This is a genomic window from Ralstonia sp. RRA (genome assembly GCF_037023145.1).
GTDB lineage: Bacteria > Pseudomonadota > Gammaproteobacteria > Burkholderiales > Burkholderiaceae > Ralstonia.
Map to the genome: position 1 here is coordinate 2415894 of NZ_CP146091.1, position 22427 is coordinate 2438320.

Annotated in this window: 16 protein-coding genes and 1 other RNA gene; 2 read left to right on the forward strand and 15 right to left on the reverse strand. The window is 56.6% G+C overall.

Annotated elements, in window-relative coordinates; all coding sequences use genetic code 11:
- Positions 1-628: a transfer-messenger RNA gene (gene ssrA, locus V6657_RS11785) on the forward strand.
- Positions 629-825: 197 nt separating this feature from the next.
- Here ssrA and V6657_RS11790 read toward each other — a convergent pair.
- Genes V6657_RS11790 through V6657_RS11800 form a run of 3 tightly spaced genes read right to left on the reverse strand, consistent with a single transcriptional unit; the run spans position 826 to position 5492 of the window.
- Complete coding sequence (locus tag V6657_RS11790) at positions 826-2250, reverse strand: mannose-1-phosphate guanylyltransferase/mannose-6-phosphate isomerase (RefSeq protein ID WP_048933500.1); 1425 nt, start codon at positions 2248-2250, stop codon at positions 826-828.
- Between the two features lie 41 nt (positions 2251-2291).
- Positions 2292-4337: a capsular biosynthesis protein gene (locus tag V6657_RS11795; RefSeq protein ID WP_048933501.1), complete on the reverse strand. Its 2046-nt coding sequence runs from the start codon at positions 4335-4337 to the stop codon at positions 2292-2294.
- The gene (locus V6657_RS11800) at positions 4338-5492 is read right to left on the reverse strand and encodes a glycosyltransferase family 1 protein (protein ID WP_048933502.1); all 1155 of its coding nucleotides are present in this window, start codon (positions 5490-5492) and stop codon (positions 4338-4340) included.
- Positions 5493-5637: 145 nt separating this feature from the next.
- Between V6657_RS11800 and V6657_RS11805 the strand changes: the two genes are divergently transcribed.
- Entirely contained in the window at positions 5638-6801 is a 1164-nt protein-coding gene (locus tag V6657_RS11805; RefSeq protein WP_048933503.1) for a polysaccharide biosynthesis/export family protein, read from the forward strand.
- A 318-nt stretch (positions 6802-7119) separates the two neighbouring features.
- Here V6657_RS11805 and V6657_RS11810 read toward each other — a convergent pair whose 3' ends face one another.
- From V6657_RS11810 to V6657_RS11865, 12 genes are all read right to left on the reverse strand, one after another.
- Positions 7120-8013, reverse strand: a complete 894-nt coding sequence (locus V6657_RS11810; RefSeq protein ID WP_048933504.1) for an NAD-dependent epimerase/dehydratase family protein — start codon at positions 8011-8013, stop codon at positions 7120-7122.
- A gap of 1 nt (position 8014) precedes the next feature.
- Complete coding sequence (gene gmd, locus V6657_RS11815; protein WP_048933505.1) at positions 8015-9049, reverse strand: GDP-mannose 4,6-dehydratase; 1035 nt, start codon at positions 9047-9049, stop codon at positions 8015-8017.
- A 35-nt stretch (positions 9050-9084) separates the two neighbouring features.
- Positions 9085-10380, reverse strand: a complete 1296-nt coding sequence (locus V6657_RS11820; RefSeq protein WP_048933506.1) for a glycosyltransferase family 4 protein — start codon at positions 10378-10380, stop codon at positions 9085-9087.
- Entirely contained in the window at positions 10377-11414 is a 1038-nt protein-coding gene (locus V6657_RS11825; protein ID WP_048933507.1) for a glycosyltransferase family 4 protein, read from the reverse strand. The genes V6657_RS11820 and V6657_RS11825 overlap by 4 nt, the downstream gene beginning before the upstream one ends.
- Positions 11411-12448, reverse strand: a complete 1038-nt coding sequence (locus V6657_RS11830) for a glycosyltransferase family 4 protein (protein WP_048933508.1) — start codon at positions 12446-12448, stop codon at positions 11411-11413. The genes V6657_RS11825 and V6657_RS11830 overlap by 4 nt, the downstream gene beginning before the upstream one ends.
- Entirely contained in the window at positions 12445-13551 is a 1107-nt protein-coding gene (locus V6657_RS11835) for a DegT/DnrJ/EryC1/StrS family aminotransferase (RefSeq protein ID WP_048933509.1), read from the reverse strand. Before V6657_RS11835 ends, V6657_RS11830 begins: the two co-directional genes overlap by 4 nt.
- Positions 13552-13556: 5 nt before the next feature.
- Positions 13557-14189, reverse strand: a complete 633-nt coding sequence (locus tag V6657_RS11840) for an acetyltransferase (protein WP_082170172.1) — start codon at positions 14187-14189, stop codon at positions 13557-13559.
- A gap of 2 nt (positions 14190-14191) precedes the next feature.
- Positions 14192-17911 (reverse strand): FkbM family methyltransferase, encoded by a 3720-nt coding sequence (locus V6657_RS11845; protein ID WP_160315286.1) that lies wholly within the window; start codon positions 17909-17911, stop codon positions 14192-14194.
- 498 nt (positions 17912-18409) lie between these two features.
- Positions 18410-19735 carry a glycosyltransferase family 1 protein gene (locus V6657_RS11850; RefSeq protein ID WP_082170173.1) on the reverse strand — a complete coding sequence of 442 codons (1326 nt, stop codon included), beginning with the start codon at positions 19733-19735 and terminating at the stop codon, positions 18410-18412.
- Positions 19732-20385: an ABC transporter ATP-binding protein gene (locus V6657_RS11855; RefSeq protein ID WP_048933511.1), complete on the reverse strand. Its 654-nt coding sequence runs from the start codon at positions 20383-20385 to the stop codon at positions 19732-19734. Before V6657_RS11855 ends, V6657_RS11850 begins: the two co-directional genes overlap by 4 nt.
- The gene (locus tag V6657_RS11860) at positions 20382-21182 is read right to left on the reverse strand and encodes an ABC transporter permease (protein ID WP_048933512.1); all 801 of its coding nucleotides are present in this window, start codon (positions 21180-21182) and stop codon (positions 20382-20384) included. The genes V6657_RS11855 and V6657_RS11860 overlap by 4 nt, the downstream gene beginning before the upstream one ends.
- A 1-nt stretch (position 21183) precedes the next feature.
- The gene (locus V6657_RS11865) at positions 21184-22404 is read right to left on the reverse strand and encodes a hypothetical protein (protein WP_248694650.1); all 1221 of its coding nucleotides are present in this window, start codon (positions 22402-22404) and stop codon (positions 21184-21186) included.
- Positions 22405-22427 lie beyond the last annotated feature (23 nt).

A 22427-nucleotide genomic window follows, 5' to 3' on the forward strand; every position in this document is an offset into this window, starting at 1 on the left:
GGGGCTGCGGGCGTCCCAGTGCTCAATGAGGTAGTCGAGAAGAACGTCAACCGGACCTTGAGCAGTGAGCAGGACTGGCACCTCGTAGTAGATGCCACTCTCGTCAGTGAAGACCCGTCCGGCTACGACAGTGGACACAAACATTGCCCTTCACCCCAGCTTGAAATTGGTAGCCCCGGACCTTACTCAACGCACCCGTCCGCACATCGAGCCGGTCTGCATACCCTATGGAATGTGGATTATTAGGGGGTAAATAACAATGTCACGGACACCGAACACCGAGAAATCTCGGCGCCGTGATGTTGAAATGCCACACCACCCACCTGAATTCAACAAAGTGTGGATGTAATTTAGGGGGGAGGAACTAACGAACGTTACGCACTGGCAGCCTAAGGGCCGCCGTCCTCGCACTGGCTCGCTGACGGGCTAGGGTCGCAAGACTAGCGAGGTCATTTACGTCAGATAAGCTTTAGGTGAGTCACGGGCCTAGAGACGAAAACCTAGTGAATCGCCGTCGTAGAGCGTGTTCGTCCGCGATGCGGCGGTTAAATCAAATGACAGAACTAAGTATGTAGAACTCTCTGTGGAGGGCTTGCGGACGCGGGTTCGATTCCCGCCGGCTCCACCAAATTCCGCTCTCGAACGTCGTCTCGTCGACGTTCGGCAAAAACCCCCGCTGGGCTTGGCTCAGCGGGGGTTTTTGTTTTCGATGCGGCTCACAATCGCTCAACGCAATCAGCGGCTGTCGCCGACATCCCGGTCCAGTTTCGCAATAGGGCCCGCCACCTGCTCGGGCCGTACACATGGCTGGCGTCGCCAGTCTCCTTATGCGACGCGCCCGTAGTGGTCTTCAAAGCGCACGATGTCGTCCTCGCCAAGGTAGGAGCCCGATTGCACCTCAATCAGCTCGAGCGGAATCTTGCCCGGATTTTCCAGGCGATGGGTCACGCCGAGCGGGATATAGGTCGACTGGTTTTCCGACAGCAACAGCACTTGATCACCATTGAACACCTTGGCGGTACCGCGCACGACGATCCAGTGTTCGGCGCGATGGTGATGCATTTGCAGGCTGAGCGAAGAGCCCGGATTGACGATGATGCGCTTGACCTGGAAGCGGTCGCCCTGATCGATGCCCTCGTACGAGCCCCAGGGGCGGAACACCTTGCGATGCGTGATCGACTCATGCCGCCCCGAGCTGTTCAGCCGCTCGACGACCTTCTTGACGTCTTGCGCCCGGTCACGGTGCGCCACCAGGATCGCGTCAGCGGTTTCCACAATCACCAGGTCCTTGACGCCCACTGCCGCCACCATGCGGTGTTCGGCGCGCACGTAAGTGTTGCTAGCGTCCTCAACCAACACGTCGCCAAACAGCGCATTGCCGTCATTGTCAACGTTTGCGATCTCGGCCAGGGCCGTCCATGAGCCGATGTCGTTCCAGCCCAAGCCTGCAGCCTTCACCACAGCAGCCTGTGCGGTTTTTTCCATGACGGCGTAGTCGATCGACAGCTTGGGGCTGGCGCCGAAGGCTTCTGCGTCGAGGCGCACGAAGTCCGCGTCGCGCTTGGCAGCGTTCAGCGCCAGCTCTGCCTGACGCAGGATGTCCGGCGCATGCTGGCGCAGTTCGTCCAGGTATGCAGATGCCTTCAACATGAACATGCCGCTGTTCCAGTAGTACCCGCCCTCTTCCAACAGGCGCGCGGCTGTTACCGCATCCGGCTTTTCTACAAAGCGCTCGACCCGGTACGTACCATCGGTGGCAGCCAGGGCTTCACCGCCGCGGATATAGCCATAGCCCGTATGTGGTTCGGTAGGCTCGACGCCGAAGGTGACCAGGAAGTTGTCCTTGGCAACGCCGGCGGCAATCGTGGCGAGCTTGCCGAACACCGCATCATCCTGGATCACGTGGTCCGACGGCAGCACCAGCAGCAGCGCGTCAGGCGTGGCCTGCAGCGCAAGCAAGGCCGCCACAGCCACGGCAGGCGCCGTATCACGTCCCATCGGCTCCAGCACGATCGCCGAAGGTTCCACGGCGATGCTGCGCATTTGTTCGGCCACGATGAAGCGCTGGTCCTCATTGGTGATCATGATCGGCCCGGCGACATTGCCGATACCGCGCAGGCGCAGCGCAGTCTGCTGCACCAGCGTGTGTTCACCGGTCAGCCGGAGATACTGCTTCGGATAGCCGCCGCGCGACATCGGCCAGAGACGGGTACCGCTGCCGCCACAGAGAATGACGGGGTAAATATTCATATCAACTCCCTCAGAGATCACTATTTGCTCAACCAGTGCACTTACCGGATTGCAACGTTGGTTGCTCCCGGCAACATCATTCCGCTCAGGCGCGCCTTTCGACGTTGCGCCCAAGCCCACATTCCGTACCACACGGCATTCCGGCTCCAACGCCATGCCTTGCGCAGCGGCCTTCGCCAATCGCCGGCAATCCGCTCAAGCGGGCGCGCAGCGGTCAACCCAAGCTTGCGGACGACCGCCTCTGGCGTGGTGAACAACCGCGTGTTCCAGTCCCAGTAGATCGGGTACCGCAGCAGCGCTCCGGCCACCAGCATGTCGAGCGTCAGGGTGCGCTGCCGCCACGGCAGTGCCAGCGCGTCGTGCGTCAATCCCCAGCCGGCGTAGAACGGCAAGCCATAGGTGAACACGCGCTTGCCTCGCAACAAGGCATCAAAACCGGCGAGTGACGACAGCACGTGCACCTCGTCGGCGCAATCGACCAGCGAGAGCACGTCGGCCTCGGCGTCGACAATGTCTGCCAGCTCGCGCGCGTGCACCAGCCCCTGCCGATTGCCCGACAACACATCCGGGTGCGGCTTGTAGACGATAAAACCATCCGGATTGCGTCTGCGCACGGCTTCCAGCAACGCTTCAGCGGTGCCGAGCGCCCCCGTACCGAAGCGGATGGAAGCATCGTCGGCCACCTGGCCCGCCACAAGAATGACGGTCTTGCCAGTCGGCGCCTTCCAACCTGGTGCGCGACGGCCAAGGTTGTACTTCGTGACGCCCAACTCAGAGACCAGTGCGCGTAGCGCCGCCGCCCGAACAAGCTCTGCATCGTCGAACTGCGTGGTGTTCAGGATGTGCGTCAGTTCGTTCGGGCTGCGCGCGTCAAAATACAGCCCCTCCCGATCCAGCACCTGGCTGCAAGGGGCGTTCATATCGGAACCCAGCCCATTCGAATGGAAGAAACCATCTTCCATACGCAGCATGGGCGCACCAGCAGGAATACCCTGCGCGCTTTTGCCGCCCCACACCACAGCGCGTTCGCCTGGCTCGATCTGCTCCGGTGCATGCGTCCAGCGCAATTTGCCACCGCCAGCGGTCAGGTAAGGCGTGGCGAAAAGCCGCTTCCATCGTTGGAAACGCACGCCGGCAACGCGTTGGCAATCCGCATAGCGCGTGCGTACCGCGCGCTGCAATTCAATGCTGTCGAGCGCGCGCTCGAGCGTGCCAACACGATGGGTTTCCGGATCCAGATAGCGCACAAGCCGCAGATAGACCGCGTCGAACAGCGCGGCGAGGGTCGGGCGGTGTTGACGATCTGGTATCAGAAGGTCATCTGCTGTCAGACCCCACCCTGCGTAATAGGGGCACCCGAACACGCGCACCGGCACGCCCGCCAATAGCGCGTGCATGCCTTCCGGCGCGCTCACTGTATAGACGTGGTCGACGTGCGACAGCGCGGCAAAGAAGCTGAACCCGGCGGCAACGCTACTTGCACCCGCAGGCAACTCACCCGCGCCAGATAGCCCACCAGCAGCGCCACGAGTGGCGGGCCAGATCCAGAATTCCGCGTTGGGGTGCTCACGCTGTGCCGCCGCCGCCATGCGTGCAAATGCGGCCCGCGTTGCATCCGCACCGCACGGCTGGTCGATCAGCAGCACGCGCGGTTTGCCGCGTGATTGCATCAATTCCGGCGGACACTCTGGCACGGCATCGCGCGCGACATCTGCTCGGGCGGCCACCACGCGCGCCATCAGGTCAGGCAGCCCCGGCGCGGTCCCAAGACAGTCGGCACTGGCAAACAAGGCTTGGAGGGCGTGCAGCAGTGGATCTCCCGCACCGCCTGGCCCGGGCAGCCTGAACCAGGACAGCATCGGCTCCCCCAGCTTGCACGTCGACCAAATCGGGCCGGGAAGCAAAGCCGGCGTGGTGGCGTCAGCAAGCCGTTTAAGCCGAAGGACTGCCCGTCCGGCCCACCACTCGCTCCACACACCACCGGCAATACCTGGAATTGAGGCAAGCGTGCGCCAACCTCGTGTCACGCCACGCAAAGTCGAGGTGGCCGGAGACGCGAGCCGAGTCGCCGCACCCACGTTGCTCATTTAGAGCAGGCCCTCGATAAACTGGTCCACCACCTCGAAGTGTTGCTGCCAGGTCGGCTCGCGAAACCCTTCAACGCGAACCAGTTGGCTCGCACGCTGCGGGCTGTTTGCAGACGCATACTCCTGAATGCGCGCCATCCAGCCAGGGCCGTCGAGCGGATCAAGGTAATCGGGAATATCGCCGGCAATCTCCCGGAACACGGGCAGATCACTGGCAATCACGGGCACGCGCATCGCAAGCGCCTCGGCCAAAGGCATGCCGTAGCCCTCCACGAAAGATGGGAACAGCAGGGCCTGCGCATGATGCAGGTAGTTATGGAGGCGCGCGTCGGAACAGTCGGCTTCTTCGATGACGACGCCGCGCAGGGCAGCACAGCGTTCCAGCATGTCGATCGCGTTTTCGCACTCCCAGCCACGCCGGCCAATGATGACCAGTTTGGGGGCACGTTCGCCCAGCACTTCAACCAGGCGGCGCCAGACGTGCAGCACAAACCAGTGGTTCTTGCGCGGCTCGATCGTACCCAGCATGACGAAATACGGCTGCGCAAGTGGGCGCTCGCCCACCTCGGCAGCGGGCACGCCGGAGGCCAAGCGGGCCACGACGGTTTTTGGTACCGACCAGCCCGAGCGCTGCGCTTCCTCCGTCAGGGAATCCAGCGTCGCCTGCGAATTGGCAATCACGCCCACCGCATGGCCAAGCGCCACACGCATCCGCTCCTGATGGGTCTCTCGCACGCCGGGGCGGCAATACTCGGCATGCGTGAGCGGAATTAAATCGTGCAGCATGAAAACCGTTCGGATATTCCGATTTGTTAACGATTGGAAATATCGCCCATATTCCAGGCCGGAGTGGCTGGTGTGCAAAAGCACGCCCCGATCAAATGGCTCGCGCCGCAAGGCGCCGAGGGTAGCACGCACCATTAGCATTCGTGCATCCCTCCAACGGGTGGAATCCTGTTTTAGCAACAGCGTGAAAGCCTGCGCAGATTCCCGCTCGGATAATACGGAATAGAATCCGCGCTCGCTCAGAACAGCCCGCGCGCGCGGTGCGTAGTGGCGGATATAGGCAAGGCCGACGCGATCCACACCGGTTGGTAGCGTCCGCTTTGCCAGCCTGTCCAGAAGCCGCGTGACGTCCAGAAATATCGGTAGCACTGTTTTTTATGCGAGTGTGAATCCACGCACGAAGCGCGAAAGTATGCGAAAGATTTTTACTAGAAACTGCGGCAGAGCTGCGTATTCTAGCGACGGGCATGGGATACTTGTGAAGTTTTGCTTGGCTTAAAGAATCCCCTTCAGAATGCGCAGCCTGTCCGCCTTGTTGGCGGCCGTGTCAATTGTCGGCACGGCTAGCCTTACCGCTTGTTCCATCGTTCCCTCCTCTGGCCCAACCAGGTCTCAGGTAACAGACGCGACCGAAGCATCCGTCACCGCAGGGATCCAGATCGTTGACGTGACCGAAGAGGTAGCTCAACGCCTTCTGGCAGAACGCCAGACAACCGACTTTGCCCGAACCTTGGGTGGCAGCACGCAATTTCAACAGCAACTAGGGGTCGGCGACGTCATTGAAGTGTCTGTCTGGGAGGCCCCGCCGGCCACCCTGTTTGGCGCCACCGGCATGGACCCGCGCGCTGCGCCAAGCAACGCTCGCGTTTCCGTGTTGCCCGAACAAACGATCAGCGGCGACGGCTACATCAATGTTCCATTTGCCGGGCAAATCAAAGCCGCCGGACGCACCACCACACAACTGGAAAAGGACGTTACCGCGGCCCTCAAGGGCAAGGCCAACCAGCCGCAGGTGCTGGTGCGGCTTTCCAAGAACGTCACCTCTTACGTCACCGTCGTGGGCGACGTTGCCTCCAGTACCCGCATGCAACTGACGGCACGTGGTGAGCGCCTGCTTGATGCAGTCGCCAGCGCTGGCGGCGTGCGCCAACCGGTGGACAAAATGACCATCCAGGTCACCCGCGGCAACACGGTCCAGACTCTGCCGCTGCAAACCATCATTCGCGACCCCCACCAGAATGTGCCGCTGCGCGCCGGCGACGTGGTCACCGCGCTATTCCAGCCGTTGAGCTTTACCGCACTTGGCGCCACCGGCAAGAACCAGGAAATCAATTTCGAAGCACAAGGCATTACGCTGGCGCAGGCAATTGCCCGCGCCGGCGGCCTGGAAGACTCCCGCTCCGACGCACAGGGTGTGTTCATCTTCCGCTTTGAAGACGTCGGCGCCCTACCCTGGCCGCGCCAACCGGTACGCACCACCCAGAACGGCAAGGTTCCAGTGGTCTACCGTGTGAACTTGAAAGACCCAGGGAGCTTCTTCGTTGCGCAGACGTTTGCAATGGACAATAAGGACTTGCTGTACGTGTCGAATGCGCCAATTGCGGAACTGCAGAAATTCTTGAATGTGGTGTTCACTGTGGCTTATCCAGTGGTCACCACGGTTAATACGTTCAAGTAGACGCACCAAGCATCGATCCCACCCAACGGTGGGATCGATCTTGTACCATCCAACTACCGGAACAGGAACCTGCCAGAGGCGGATGTTCGCAATGCCATTGCCATCGCCCACTGAGGCATTGATTTATGCTTGGCGGGCGAATTCGACAAGCGCCGCTCGCCGTCGCGGGTAGCGTGGTTGGTTCACACTTCGGTCAGGTAGAACTCCAGCGAGAAGCTACCGAGCTACAAATGGGCAAATGTAGCACTCGGGTTGAGAGTCTCTGCAAGCGGGGGGCTCCAGAGTTCCCTTGCGTAGCCCCCTCAAAAAGCGCCAACCTCAATTCGATGCCTCCAGCATCCAAGCGAGGGTCTCGCGAATATGAATCCACGAGATTGGGCCTACCGCACGCTGCAAACGCGCCGGACTACCAATCAGCTTGTGGACTTCACTCCCACGAACGAAAGATGGATTGGTGGTGATCTCTGGCCAATGCCCGGTCAAATCGCGCATGATCGCCAATATATCGCGCAACGAGTAGCCTGTTCCCGAACAGACATTAAATGTCTGCCCAGCCACATCCGCGCCGAGCAAGCGAGAATACACATCAACGACATTCCGCACATCCGAGAAATCACGAATGACATCCAAATTACCGAGCTCTAAAACAGGAGCTCGGTCGGCAAAGTGTTTGACTATCTTGGGTAACAAGAAATTGAGCGGCTGACCAATGCCCGTATAGTTGAATGGGCGAACGATCGTAATTGGCAGCTTATCACCCCATAATTTGGCGACATACTCCATCGCCAGCTTGCTAACAGCATAGTCATTTGCAGGCGCGAGAGCCTGCTCTTCAACGAGCGGCTGAACCTGCGCATTCCCATATACATTAGCGCTGCTCGCTAACAGAACAGCACTCGCTTGACTCCCCGACGCGGCGAGCGCATCAAGCAAATTTCGCGTGCCAACGACGTTCGTTTGATATATCGCGGCGGGGTCACTGTGCGCAACAAATGCAATGCCCGCCAAATGGATTACAACGTCCGGCCTGACCAACGAGACAACGCCGGAAAGCGCCCCGCGATCCAACAAGTCGCATGCGTGCACGGGCCATGACAACTCACCCGACGGCCGGTGCGAGAGACCACTGACAGCATAACCCGCGCAAGCGAGCGCTTGCGCGAGGTGACGCCCTGTAAACCCCTCGATACCTGTAATGAGCGCCCGCTTCATACTAGAAGGAGAATCCCGCTTGATTACGGCGGATATCGGCTTCCACCATCATCTGGCAAAGCTGCTCCAATGTGGTATGCGGCTTCCAATCCAGTTCAGCCTGCGCCTTGCTTGGATCGCCAATCAATAGGTCGACCTCTGCAGGGCGATAAAACTTCGGATTGATCTTAACAATTACCTTGCCAGTGTTGCGATCTATCGCGACCTCGTTTTCATCGCTTCCTTCCCAGACAAGATTGAGATCCGCTGCTTTGGCAGCCATGCTGACAAAATCCCGCACCGTTTCGGTGCGGTTTGTGGCGAGCACGTAGGTATCAGGCACGTCAGCCTGAAGCATCCGCCACATTCCCTCCACGTACTCCTTAGCGAAACCCCAATCTCGCTTCGCTCCCAGATTCCCCAACTCAAGCACATCCAGTTGCCCAAGGCGAATTTTCGCCATGCTGTCGGTAATCTTGCGCGTTACGAACTCTTGTCCGCGCAACGGGGATTCATGATTAAAAAGAATCCCACTGGCTCCAAAAATTCCGTAGCTTTCACGATAATTCACCGTAATCCAATGCGCATACAGCTTCGCAACACCGTAGGGGCTTCGCGGATAGAACGGCGTAGATTCCGTTTGCGGAATTGCTTGCACCTTCCCGAACATCTCTGAGGTACTAGCCTGGTAGAAGCGAATTTTAGGGTTTACAACCCTAATTGCCTCAAGCAGATTGAGCGGCCCGATACCAGTGATATCAGCCGTCGTCACAGGCTGATCAAACGAAACACCAACGAAACTTTGTGCCGCGAGATTATAAACCTCAGTCGCATTCGTGGTTTGCAGCAACCGAATACTCGAACTCAAATCAGTAAGATCATACTCCACCAATCGAAGATTTTGATGATTTTCAATCCCAAGCTCTTTAATTCTCCAGAAATTCACAGAGCTGGTGCGGCGAAAGGTGCCATACACAAGATAATTCTTGCTTAGCAAGAGTTCCGCCAGATAAGCCCCGTCCTGCCCTGTAATCCCCGTTATGACAGCTACTTTCATTTTTTGAAAAGTAAAATTTAAAAATTGTGGAAAAATTATCGAATTAGCGCAAGCGGCCCGGTAATCGCCTTACCAACTGCGACATCCCCTCGCGAGCCCCATCGCACCAATGTACTTACGACCTGCCGTGCGGCGCCCGCCACAACATGCGACTGCAAAATCCGATGGTTCATTTGAACTATAGCCGCCGCATACGTGTCCGCCCTGAATGTTTTGGCCGCATAATTCCGAGCCACCTCTCCGAGAGCAACTCGAATCTCCCGCCCCTCCACCAATCCCTCAAGGCAAGTTCGCAAGTCGGGAATTTCCCGCTCCGGTATGACCTTCATGACGGAGTCGCTGGGCAGGTCGCGATAGAAGCCCGTATCCGTCACTATAACGGCCTTCCCATATAGCATGGCCTCGATTGTCGATGCAGACGCGGCCTCTAAAGCTGGCCAGCGCAGACAACACATGATGTCTGCGTTCTGTATCTCGGTCGCCAGCTCTTCATCTCCAACCGGCCCTGTCATCGTGAGCTGCACGCCAAGCTGCCCAGCCAGTGCTGTCAACTCCTGAATAGTGTGCGACTCTGCTGGCCCAACTATGCGAAAAGAGACGCGATCGCGCAGCAATGCGCTTTCACCAATCGCCTTAATGATGCTCGAATATCGTTTGTTCGGATTGACGTGTCCAATCGTCAATACAATGAGGCGATCTGACTCCTCAATCAGAGCCTTTGGCTCAGTCCGTTCCAAATATGGAGCATCATAAGGCAAAGCCACTACTTCGGACGGACCACGACAGGAACGAGCAATTCGCTCCATAGCCCAACTCGAGTGAACAATCACCGCGGTCCCCATCGCTGCGATCCATTCAGTCATGGGTGCAAACTGACTCGCAAACTCGAGAAATGCTTCGGCACTAGAGTGATTAAAGAAAGACTGCGCGGTCTTTTCTCCGTAAATACCTGAAAGCACCGCGTTTGCCTTGTCGCGACCCATCCTCTCCGACCAAGACCAGAACAGATGACCCAAAAAATTGTCATGCAGAGAAATCACGCCTGGCGCAACTGGCAGCCACTCCAGACACCCCCGATGGTATGGATAGTGATTCCCGATCTGGTAAATAACCAACTCGGATTGCGCTGCAAGCCGCTCAACGCGCTTGCGCTCATTCCAATTAACAATCTCGCATGAAAACGGATGCGTTGCGCCGCCAAACTCCGCCGAATCCTCTGACCGAATCACCACTACTTCATGGCCCAACAGGAGAAGCTGCTCAACGATAAGCTTGGACACGCGACCGATTGCGGACGCTACCTTGATCGGAGTGAAGAACAGAATCTTCATGCCAATAACCTCGTGATCGTATTTGGCCAAGAGATCCGCATATCGGTCCAAAGGCTTCGCGCCGCCAGCCCCATGGCCCGGACAGACTCAACATCCCTACAAGCCCTCTCAAGAGCACCGGCCAACGACTCTGCAGTCGGCTCTGCAACCCAGCCCGTTTCGCCGTCTCTGACTAGACCAAGAACACCACCACTGTCAGACGCAGTAATAATTGGCTTCCCTGCGGTAGCAGCTTCCATTGCCACATATCCAAGAGAATCCTCGTCGAAGGGAAGATATGCGCAGGCTGTTGCCTCATTGACATAACGCGCCAACTCCATCCGACTCAAGAACCTAAGATCGATATGCACGCGCCCTTGCAAGCCATAGTGCTCGACTAAGCGCGCAAGCTTATCAGCGTCCTCAGGAGTATCCGGCGGCCCAGCCACTACCAGCCGAACATGCGATCCGGTGAGCGCCATCGCTTCAAGCAAAAGATGCTGCCGCTTCATTCCATTCACACGCCCGCCAGCGAAGACATAGCCGCTAGCTGTACCGCCAGTAAACAGCTCGGGGTCATTCAACGGGGGCAACAGCACCTCTGCATCAAAGCCGTTGTATTTCGCCAGTCTTTTACGAGTAACATCCGAGTTCGTATAAATCCGCCCGCATTCCGCGAACGCTTCATCATCCGCATTCTTGATGATTGAACGCGTCTCTTTTCCCGTTGCATCATCGGCGATGTTTGACTGTCCTGCATCAAACAAGTCGTACGCCTGTCGATATTGATGCAGCAGCCACAGAGTTTTCCTCGGATGCCTGATCAGGTAGGCCGGAAACTTCAACGCGATTACACGATCAACATTGCTAATCTCAAGGTTGCGTACCATCAGCATTTGCGACGGAATTCCGTAGGAAGGTTCCCATTGAAACGGAATTCTCAATACTTCAGCTTGATGCCCTGCAATAATCAGATTCCTTGCCAGATGGTCCGCCAACTCTTCGGCGCCGCCCCAAACAAATGGAGCCATATTGTTGACAACCAGCACCTTCATGTCAGCAACCTTTCTAGAACGTGCGACCAGGAAATATTCATCTCACCCACTCTCGACGCTGCGTTCAGTCCCATTTTTTGGGTGCCCTTGCGATCCAGATACAACCTATCCATCGCTTCGGCCAGCGCTTTCGGGTCAGGCTCTGCTATCAACCCGTTGACGCCATGTTCAACTAATTCACACACGCCACCGGAATCTACAGTTGCAAGAATAGGCTTCGAAGAATGAGACGCCTCGAGCGACGGATATCCATAGGAGTCTTCGTCCAGCGGTATATACGCAGCAGCCAAACACTGGGACAGCAGGTCGACTTTTCGTTGCTCCGATATCCATTCATTTTCAAAATGAACTCGATTTTGCAACCCTCGAGAAGCAATAGCCTTCTTCAACTGCAGGACATAACCACTTCCACCGCTCACTCCGCACAAGCGGAGTTTCACGGGGCTACGGGTATGCCTCATCGCCTCAATGAGAAGATGCTGCCGCTTGTGATGCTCTACTCGCGCTATGCAAACGATCTCGTCGTTAAAATCCTTGCACTCGAACCGCTCCGGCTGAAACAAAGGTGGATAGAGAACCTCGCTACCCACCCCATTAAATCGACTTAGCCGATCGGAGACGACTTGCGAATTCGCAAAAATCTTCTTCGCTTCCTTAAACGCAGCGGTATCCGTTCTGTGCAAAACATCCCGTATCGCACGATGCTTATCGTCGTCCGCAAACCCCCTATACGGGCTATCCCACAAATCATAAAAGGCACGAATATGGTGGATAAACCATAAAATCTTATGGGGATGCGGAATGACGTGTGCCGGCGGCCGGAAACAAATAACTCTATCCGCGGAAGCAGATAGATCTACCCATCGATATGCCGCCATCTGCGAAATAAGTGAATCCGGCGCATCCACATGAGGCAGATTCACAACCTCAACTCTGTGCCCGGCCGCCAAAAGCTCGATCTTCAGCCACTCAACAATATTCCGGTAGCCACCATCCGTGAATGGAACGATCGATGAACAGAGTGCAATCTTCATAGCGATGCAATCGCTTGACCAAGCTCATCGGCAACTCTATAGACGTCGTCGTGTGTCAGCATCTGATGAGTCGGCAGATTAATCCCTCGCTGAGCCCACAGGTCTGCCACTGGGAACACGCCTTCCTGCATATACGGAGGCAGGACGTGCATCGGATAGAAGACGGGCCTCGTTTCGATACCTCGGTTGTTGAGCGCTCGCATAACTGCGTCACGACGCTCCTCCCCACCATCGCGCAGGAAGATGTTGTACATCCAGTAAACCTGCTTGGCGTTCGGAGTCTGGACCGGTAGTTGTATCTGGCCGCCCAATGAGGAAAGCGCCTCATCGTACCAGCGAGCAATCATCTGACGATCCGCAAGAGCGGCATCGATATTCTCCATCTGCGCCAATCCGATGGCTGCTTGGATGTTCGTCATCCGGTAGTTGTAGCCGATCACTGGAAACCAATAGCGACGCCCCGGGTCCATGCCTTGCCCACGATACAAACGGAGCTTAGAAGCAAGCTCATCGTCGTTGGTCGTAACCATCCCGCCTTCGCCGGTAGTTACGATCTTGTTCCCGAAGAAGCTAAATGTGGCGCATTGCCCAAAAGACCCAACCTTTCGCCCGTCGTACTCCGCACCGTGAGCTTCAGCGGCATCCTCAAGCACGAACAAATTGTGCTTTTTAGCGATCTCCATAATCGCCCCCATTTTGGCTGGATGCCCGTAAAGATGTACTGGAATAACGCCCTTGGTTTTTGAAGTAATGCGGCGACAGAAATCTTCTGGATCGATATTCATCGTTCCCGGCTCCACGTCAACCAAAACCGGCGTGGCGCCACAGTAGCGAACAGCATTGGCTGTCGCAATATAAGTAACAGTTGGAACAATAACTTCATCACCAGGCTGCAAACCGAGCGCGACAAGCGCCAGATGCAGAGCGGTGGTGCCGTTATTGGTGGCGATAGCATGCTTCACACCACAGAATTTCGCAAATATCTCTTCAAAATTGGTAATATATTTTCCGTTCGAGGAAATCCATGTGCTATCCAAGCAATCAAGCACGTATTCGCGTTCTTTCCCCGCCAACTTTGGTTCTGCTACAGAAATTCGCTTCATGACAGTTAATTATCCTTGTTTTTGATTCTTGCCGGATGCCCAATGGCTTTACTAAAGGCAGGAACATCCCGAACGACAACAGCTCCCGCGCCGATGATGCAGCGCTCCCCGATAACCACCTCAGGAATAACGACCGTTCCAGCCCCCAGGAACGATCCATTGCCAATCTTCACAGATCCAGCCAGCACACAACGGGGCGCAACGTGAGCACCCAAACCGATATGGCAGTCATGATCCACAGTGGCCCCGGTATTAATGATAGCTAAATCTTCCACTTTAGATTCAGCATTGATTACAACCCCTCCCATAATTGCAACACCGCGACCAATGGTCGCAGAGGGTGAAATAATCGCAGCCGGACTAATTGCACTCACCAATTGATATCCGATTTTGAGCGCTCGTTCGGCGGCGCGCTCACGAACCAGGTTCGAGCCGATTCCGGGGAATACCTTGGAATATCCGGCATCTAACAATTCGTCCAGATGGTGATCGCCACATAGCACGGGCACACCAACGCAAGTCTGCACCCCTTCAGACGCGCTAATACAGTATTCAACACTGTACCCACTCGCCCTCAGTATCTCTATGACAACCTTGGAATGCCCTCCACCGCCCAAAACAATCACTGACTCTTTCATGCTCAACTTCCCGCCCTGTTCCACATCTTCGAGAGCGGCCGCGCGAAGAAAAGATTTACGGTTGAAGTTATCTCCAAGTCCGCTACCGAAATATTATATAGCTCGCCAGTCTCAGCATGTATGGCTCGGTACTCGAACCCAAGCACATCGAAATTTTCGAGCCAAGCTCGAACCGTAAGCCCCACTCGCTTTAAGTGAGACAGGCCGAACTCTACGATGACACCGACATCGTCGCTACGCGCCAACAACGCCTTAGCACCCGCAATCACAGCAGTCTCCTCGCCCTCCACATCAATCTTTATCAGATTGGCAGCAGGTAGTTGAGCCATCGCATGATCAAGGGTCGTAACCTGAACCTGAATTGAACTCTCGGAAGCAGAGAATGACGGATCCAGCGGGTAAAGCGAATGATGGCCGCTGGTCATACCGAGATAAAGGGTGCGTTCGGTCTGCTCATTGGATACCGCTACGTTATGTATCTCGATCATCTCGGCGAAACCGTTCATCCAAGTCGTTCGCTCGAGCAATTGCGCTGTAGGCGTATAAGGCTCAAATGCAATCACCCGCCCATCGCCCCCCATGGTTCTCGCTGCGGCAAGGCTATGCATTCCCACATTTGCGCCTACGTCGATAAACACGTCCCCAGGTGAGAGCAGACGCTCAATCAACTGGCGCGTGCCCGACTCGAGTTCTCCGCTCTCTATCAATGACGCGATCAAAGCATGATCATCCGCTCCACACAGTACGTAGCCGACTGCTGTGCGCACCATGACCGGCCCAGCCCCGCAAGGCACCGCATGCCTCCGAGCTCCCGCCAAGCTATAGACCTCGATTCGGTCCATCTGAGGCGCGAATCGACTAAGTTCGGTGTGCAATTGCTGCTGCAGAGCGTGGCCGTCCACCAACTTGGTCAAAATGGCACGATTTGCGCTCTCAATACTTTGCGGAAAAGCCTCATTCAACGCGAGATGCGCCTCCTCCACCGTCCTGGCTAGATGAGTCTTCGCATCCTGCATGCGAGCCGCCATGTCGTGCTTGAATCGGTCTAGCTGCGAAGTGAGCATTGCAAACTTGCTCCGCAACAGCTCCTGGGCAGCCAAGCCATCCGAAAGCTTGGACAGGATTGTGCCTTGCGTCTCCTGAATCGCTTTAGGAAACGCTGCAGCCAGATGCGAACTCTCCCGTATAATCACTCGCCCAAGATCGGCACTCGCATCGCGATTATGCCGCATTAATTCCCCTTGGTAGTCACTCAGGATTCTTGTGAGTTTCCCCTCGGAATCGCGTAGTCCATCAGACAACCAGTCTTGGGACAGCTTGATCGCTTTCCTGAGCGCGCCAGCCTCACTGGATACTGAATCGACCACGCGCGCATTCTCGGCGCTCACCAGAGAGGCCAAATGGGAAGCATGTCCCTCAATCCTCCCGATGAGCTGTGCATTGGCCGCAGCTTGATCCGAAATGTGGATCAGCATTTCCTCCCGCACATCATTGAGCGCCTTGGTGATGCTCAAATCAAGCTGCGCGGCAGTCGACCGAATATTCACCCCGACATCTTCTTCAAGGACGTTCAGCGCAGATTTAAAGTAGCGCACATCATCGCTCACCTCAGCGGACACCGCTGCGAGCCCTGCCTGCAGTGAAGCGGCAGCTGACTGAACTTTTTCCCCAACGCTCTTTTCTAGAACACCCAGCACCGACTTCATGTGCCGGTCATATTCGCTTACCTCAGCAGACACAGCCACGAGTTCTGTCTGCAGCGAAGCAGTGGCTGATTGAATTCTTGCCCCAACGTTCCCTTCTAGAACACCCAACCCGGATTTCAGATGCTGGTCATATTCGCCAACCTCAGCAGACACAGCTGCGAGGTCCGCCTGAAGCGGAATTACAGCAGAACGAATCGTGGTCCTGAGGTTCTCCTCAAGGGTATCCAACGCGGACTTTAGGCGCCGATCACCGTCCCGTACCTCGGCAGTGAGCGCCGCGAACTCGACCATCAGTTGAGCGTTGGCCTCGCGGGACTGGTTTCTGTTTTCCGCAACCAACTGCAAGACCTCTGTCCTGCCGGATTGCAGCACATCCATGATCCCGGCCAACGATGACTCATGATGCAAACTAAGCTGACGAACATCGTGCGCAAGACCACGAGCGATCTTCAGATTTTCGGCGACGACTTTAGGCAGACTAACGACATCAATCATCTGTTTGATAACCGGTAGCTCTCCTAGCCGCTTAAGCGCAACGACAAGACTTAAGCCAGCGACGCGATTGCCGGCGCTCTTTCCCTCGCTAGACCTCTTGATGTCCACAAGAATGGACAGTTTTCCTTGTCCAGCCGAGAGACGGGTGCTGTAGTGCTCTTTACCGACGCTATCAGGCTCTCGACCCAGCACCGCACGAAACGCTTCCGAGATGAAGCGATCACCATCGCGATCAAGAATTTCGCGTAGATGATATTGCCGCACAGCACAGACGACCTCGACCACCCATCCGAAGAGGAATACCTGCCTGCGCTTAAGGAAAAAGTATGGCCAGCGCAAGCGCTCTCGCCACCCGGCCGCGCTTTTTCCCTCACCAGAGTTAGCCAGTTGCCCAAGCACCTGCAAGCGCGAAGCCCCTCCCTTGAGGCGCTCTCGATAGTAGGTTATCCCGATTGAGTCGGGCTGCCTTCCCAAGATCGTAAGGTAGGCGCCCTGGATGAACTCGTCCCCATCCAGCAACAATAGATTCGCCAGATTGCCCGTAATATTCGGGGCTGGTCCGCCGGTCAAACCGTTGCTCCGAAGGCTCTCTGCGGCGCCGACCGTGGGCGGGACGGAAACCGGCGTTGGGATAGATGTGATTATCAATTGCTCAATGAAATCCCCCATGCTGGGAGCGTACTCAGCGCTATCCCTATCCTGGAGAGGAACGAAAGCTACACATCCGCCCAGGGCGACATTGCCGCTAACGGCCTCATTTTCCGGATTCGGGAGATTCCCATCTTGGTGAGCGCTTTCTGCGGCGAGCTGTCTAACAGCGTCGCCCACTAGGTCCTTCAGGCTGGGATAGTGAATCGATGGATTCCCTGTCGCGCCCGCGAACCCACCCCTGGGGTTGGCCCTAGAAATCGGATCCCCGGCATGCGCCGCATACCCCTTGCTGCCGACAGAGCCTTCGATCCATGCGGGATGTACCAGAGGAAAAGTCATTGGCAACACAGAGAGGCGACTTAGTTCGTGACCCTCGTAGCCGCGATACACCCCTGAAACGCCGCCCCCTCCCTTGCCTACGAGGTTGCAGGCAGGGGAAATGCAAAGCTCATTGTGCGTGAGCATGGCGTATATGACTGCACTGGACCAGATGCCGCCCTTCTCAGAATGCAAATCGTCCAAGTGACCCAGCCAGGAGGGCACCTCAGTCGTACGCTGAAGAAGGTTCTGGACCTGCCTAGACTGCCTTAGCTTTGGCCATTCTGTCGCCCGAACGTCAACCATCTGCCAACTACGGCGCCAAGTGGCCAATCCAGAGATCAGAGGTGTCTCAAGGAACCAGTAGCTCGCGGCAATTTCGACGTCGGAAATGCAACTGCTGCCGCTGATACCGAATATCCGTCGATCGCTTCTATACCTCTGAAGAAGTTCACCGCAGAACCGAAAGAACGAGGGGTCAGGGAAACAGTCATCCTCAAGAATAACCCCCTCTTCTACGTGATCGAAGAACCAGTCAATCGCTTCGAACATCCCACTTTTGCGGCCGAGATTTCGATCGCTTGACTTCCAGTGGACCTCGCAGTCCCAATCGACGTCGATAAGACCCCGCGTCACTTTGCACAAATCAGCATCACGAGGGTGCAATGGACGCGGGCCATCTGCGGCGATGAACAGCTTCGACGGTTTGACCGCCCTGATCACTTGGAACAGGTCGGCTGTTTCGCTTGGCCGATTGAAGATGGTCAGCAGGACGGGAGGACAATACATCTCTTCACGATCTCAAATATTGTTCGAACCAGCGCTCCGGCTGCGCGCCAGTGAAAAGGGGGCTGGCACTCAACGGCTTCACCAACGACCGGTTACACCATTTCACGCATCGGTTCCTTGTCTTTAGATCTGCCGTGCCGCTTAGAGCGAACCGAGGCCTCACGAATGTGAGTACAGCCGCGCTTTGGCCCTCGCGACAGCAGTCTGACTGCCAAAGATGCAAGGGCGAGCCCTACGCGACATAGTGTTTCCTGGGCTGGGTTATCGGGCGACGTCGGCTAGTAGCGTCTTCAGCGCATCGGCGCTATCCGCCCAACTCAAGCAACGCAACTGGTCGCTGCGTCGCGCTCCCCCTCGCTGTATTTCATCCAGCCAAGCCGCGAGCTGAGGGGCGAGATCTGCGCCAGTGCGCGCGCTAAAGTAGCTTGCGTGCTCGCCCACCACTTCGCGGAACACAGGAAGATCGCGCACCAGCAAAGGCATCCCGTAGCGGGCGGCCTCAACTAACGGCAACCCGAAACCCTCCGCTTCAGAAGGCATGATCAGACCGCCAAGATTGGCATAGAGCGCCGCCAGTTGCGCATCACTCACGTCGGCCAACCAAACCAACCGCTTTCCAGCTTCAAGATGACACCGCAGCCGCTGCGACAGGGCCTCTACGCACCAACCTTCCCGACCCGCAATCACGAGCGTCACCTCTGAGCCCATCTCCCATAGCAACTCAAAAGCATCCAAGAGTTGCGCATGCCCCTTGCGTGGCTCAACGGTTCCAACTACCAACACACTTTGTCGGGCGAACCCGGAGCTTCTGCCCCGCAATTGCGGCACCAATTGATGCAACGCACCCGATGCTTTCGGAAACTCCGAACCCAGATGGAACCACCTTACGGCAGGCTCGCACCCAGCAACTCCGCAACACCGACGCAGCCAAGTTGAAGCGTCTTCTGCCACTGATCGTGAGATGCAAATTAGCACGTCGGCATGAACGGCGAGTGTATTCAGCCAGCGTACGAACGACTTTGCTGATGGCGGAGTAAACCAATGCGGCTGCAATGCCGGCAGCAAATCGTAGACACAGAACGCAAATCGCACTCCTTCTGCGCGCCAGGCCAAAAACTCACGTTGCCGGCTTGGGACGATCCGGCTACTTAAATCCAGTCCCAAAAAGATATCCCCCGCCGACAAGCGAATTGAAGTGTCCGCACCATATGAGGAACTCGAGTCTAACGACGACAGATACTCATTGGCGTAGCGATAGGACGCCTTCCGCCCAGCCCGGACGGGGCGCACCTCAAAGCCGTCGGGGGGATTTCGCAGCAACTCCAACAAGAGAGAACGCACCACTCGCTGAATGCCAGTGCCCGCATCGCGCTGAGAAATGATAGATACGTCCACAAGCAACTGATTCGGCTCAGCTCGGGCATGCCTGACGCGGGCAGGCTCAACTGTATGAATTGCGCGCCGAGCGATACTTGCCCACCTGCCGGGCCAGCGGACAGCCGCGAAAGCGAGCATGAGTGCCCGATAGCGCTTAAGCGCACTGTGCAGCTGAAACGAATGACCAAGCCGCGGCAACGGCAAACTCATGCCCCGCTTTCCTGATAGAAGGTGTAAGCATCGTCAATCTGCTCAAACACGTGCAGCTTGCCCCCGACCAGCACTGCGGCACGGTCGCAATGTTCGCGGATGTAGCCAGCATCGTGACTCACAATAATCAGTGCACGATCGCGGCGACGTTCGAACAGTTCCTGGTGACACTTGGCATGAAAACGGCTATCACCCACCGCTACGATTTCGTCGATCAGAAAACAATCGAATTCAATCGCCATCGAAATGGCGAAGGCCAGACGTGCGCGCATGCCAGCGGAGTAGCTTTTTACCGGCTCGCGCAGGTAGTAGCCTAGTTCGGAAAATTCCTGCACAAATGGCTCAGCGGCCTCAGCGTCTGCCCCATAGATGCGGCAGATGAAGCGCAAATTGTCCATCCCGGTCAGGCTACCTTGAAATGCCCCCCCAAAAGCAAGCGGCCAGGAAACACTCATCTCGCGAACGATTCTTCCGGAGGTCGGTAATTCGGCCCCACTGATCATTCGAATCATGGTGGACTTGCCGGCTCCATTGCGGCCGAGAATACCGATCTTCTCGCCTGGAGCCACACGCAGGTTGATGTCGTGCAGCACGCGTCGGCGTCCCTGACGAGTGTGGTAGTCCTTGCAGACGTTTTGAAGCCCAATCATTCTGGTTCAACTCGCTTGCTGGCATCTCGTGCCATTAGGAGCCCAACAAACAAGAAGACAAGGTCGGCGATCACCATAAACTCAACGTTGTAGTGAGGCTTCACCAATGAACCAAAGTAACCTGCCCTAAGCATCTCAACACCATGCACCATCGGCAGAAACAAGATTAGCTTCTGTGCGCTTGTTGGCAACCATTCAACCATGAATACCGAACCCGACAGAGGAAACAAGAGGTAGGCAATTGTGTGCCAAAGCCGATCGGCGGTCTCGCTACGTTCGCTAAGTGCTCCTACGATCAGGCCCAAGCCAGAGCCGAAGACTGCGAGATACACCCAGCCCCCAATCACCAGCGACAAATTCTGCGGCAACTCCATCAGACCTACGATTGAGAAGAAAGACGTCAAGACGACCGCCGAAATCGTCGCCCCGGAAATTTCGAGCACAAGGCGAGCGAAGAACAGGTCAATCACGCGTACATTGCGATGATAGAGAAGGCTTAGATTCGGCTGGATTGCCAATGCGCAGCGATTGGCGCAATTTCGCCAGAGCAACACTGATGAGTACCCCGATACCGCGAAGGCAGTGATTGGAAGACTCGACCCGTGGGTCGACTTCGTCAATGTCCAGAGTGCTGTCACACCAAGGGTGAACAACATCGGCTCGATGAACACCCACAGGAAGCCGATGTTGTGGCGCCCATAGCGGGTGATAATCTCCCGCATCAACAGCGCGCCAATGACGCGTAGTTGAATACGCAGCGATCTCAGCAAAGGTGTGTCGTGATGGACTGCGCGCATCTTAGTCGTGATGCTCGCGGACACCGGCCAGCAGCAAGCTCAGGACACCCCATATAATCATTCCAAGAGCAAACACCTCAAATATCTGCTTCAGGCGCTTCGGCTCAATCGCCACGTCCGGCTGGTTCGGCTGCACCAGACGCTCCAAATAGAGTTGCTTGCGCTGCGCTTCAGCACGAGCATTCTCCAACGCCGCCATGGTGGAAGCCAGTTGCTTGTCGGCAAACTGCGAGTCCAACTGAAGTCGAGTGTAGGTAGCGGTCTTGTCCGATAACGAACCCTTGACCCCGGTCACACCGCCTGTCGCTTCCTGAATCTGCTTCTCCAGCGCGCCAATATTGGTCTTCAGTACCGAAACCTGAGGATTCAACGGCGCGATGGCTTGCAACTGGGACAACTGCGTCTGCGCGCTGAACAACTGTGCCTGCAGCGTCGTTACCTGCTGCAACTGCAAGGCCGACTGCTTTTCCGGATCGAATACGGCATTGGATTTACGGTAAGCCGCCAGCGCCGCCGCTGCATCCTTGGCCTTGACGGTGGCCGCATCCACTTCACTGCGCGCAAACTGCACCATGTCTTTCGCTGCGCGCTCGTTCATGCGGTTGATCAAGTGCTCGCTCAGTTCCAGCAGAGACTCGTTGATCTTGACCGCGTCTTGCGAGGTGAACGAACGCACCTGCAACGTGGTGATCGCGGAGGTGGTGTCAAACTCAACCGAGACCACACGCTTGTTGTAGTACTTCCACAGCGACTCGAAGCTATCGTCAAACCGACGCAGGAACCGGCTCAGCATGTCGCCATGGTTGCCGTAAGCATCGAGGATATAGTTGTCGCGATTCAGTTCACGCAGAGCATCACGCGACTCGATGTAGTCGATCACCGGATACGTGTCATCCTGCGCCCGCGAGAAACCAGTGCCTTGCAGGAGCGCACTGAGGCTGCCACTCTGGCTTTGTCGTTGCGGACTGCGTACGACAAAGCGCGACTCAGAGACGTAGATGTCGGACGCAATGACGCCGAAATAGAGCGTTGCGAGAACGGTTGGAACCACAACGGTACCGAGAAAGAGCCGGTTAACGCGTTTTAAACGCAACCAAAGCCCATCCTTGCTTTTGGTCGCCTCAGCGGCCGTGTCTTCCCTCAATACTGTATCCAACGTATTTTCCAGAACAGTGCAGCCCGGCGCCGCGCAGGGGCTGGTGCCCTGATCTTGGGTAAGCATTCAACGCCGGACGATCCATCAAG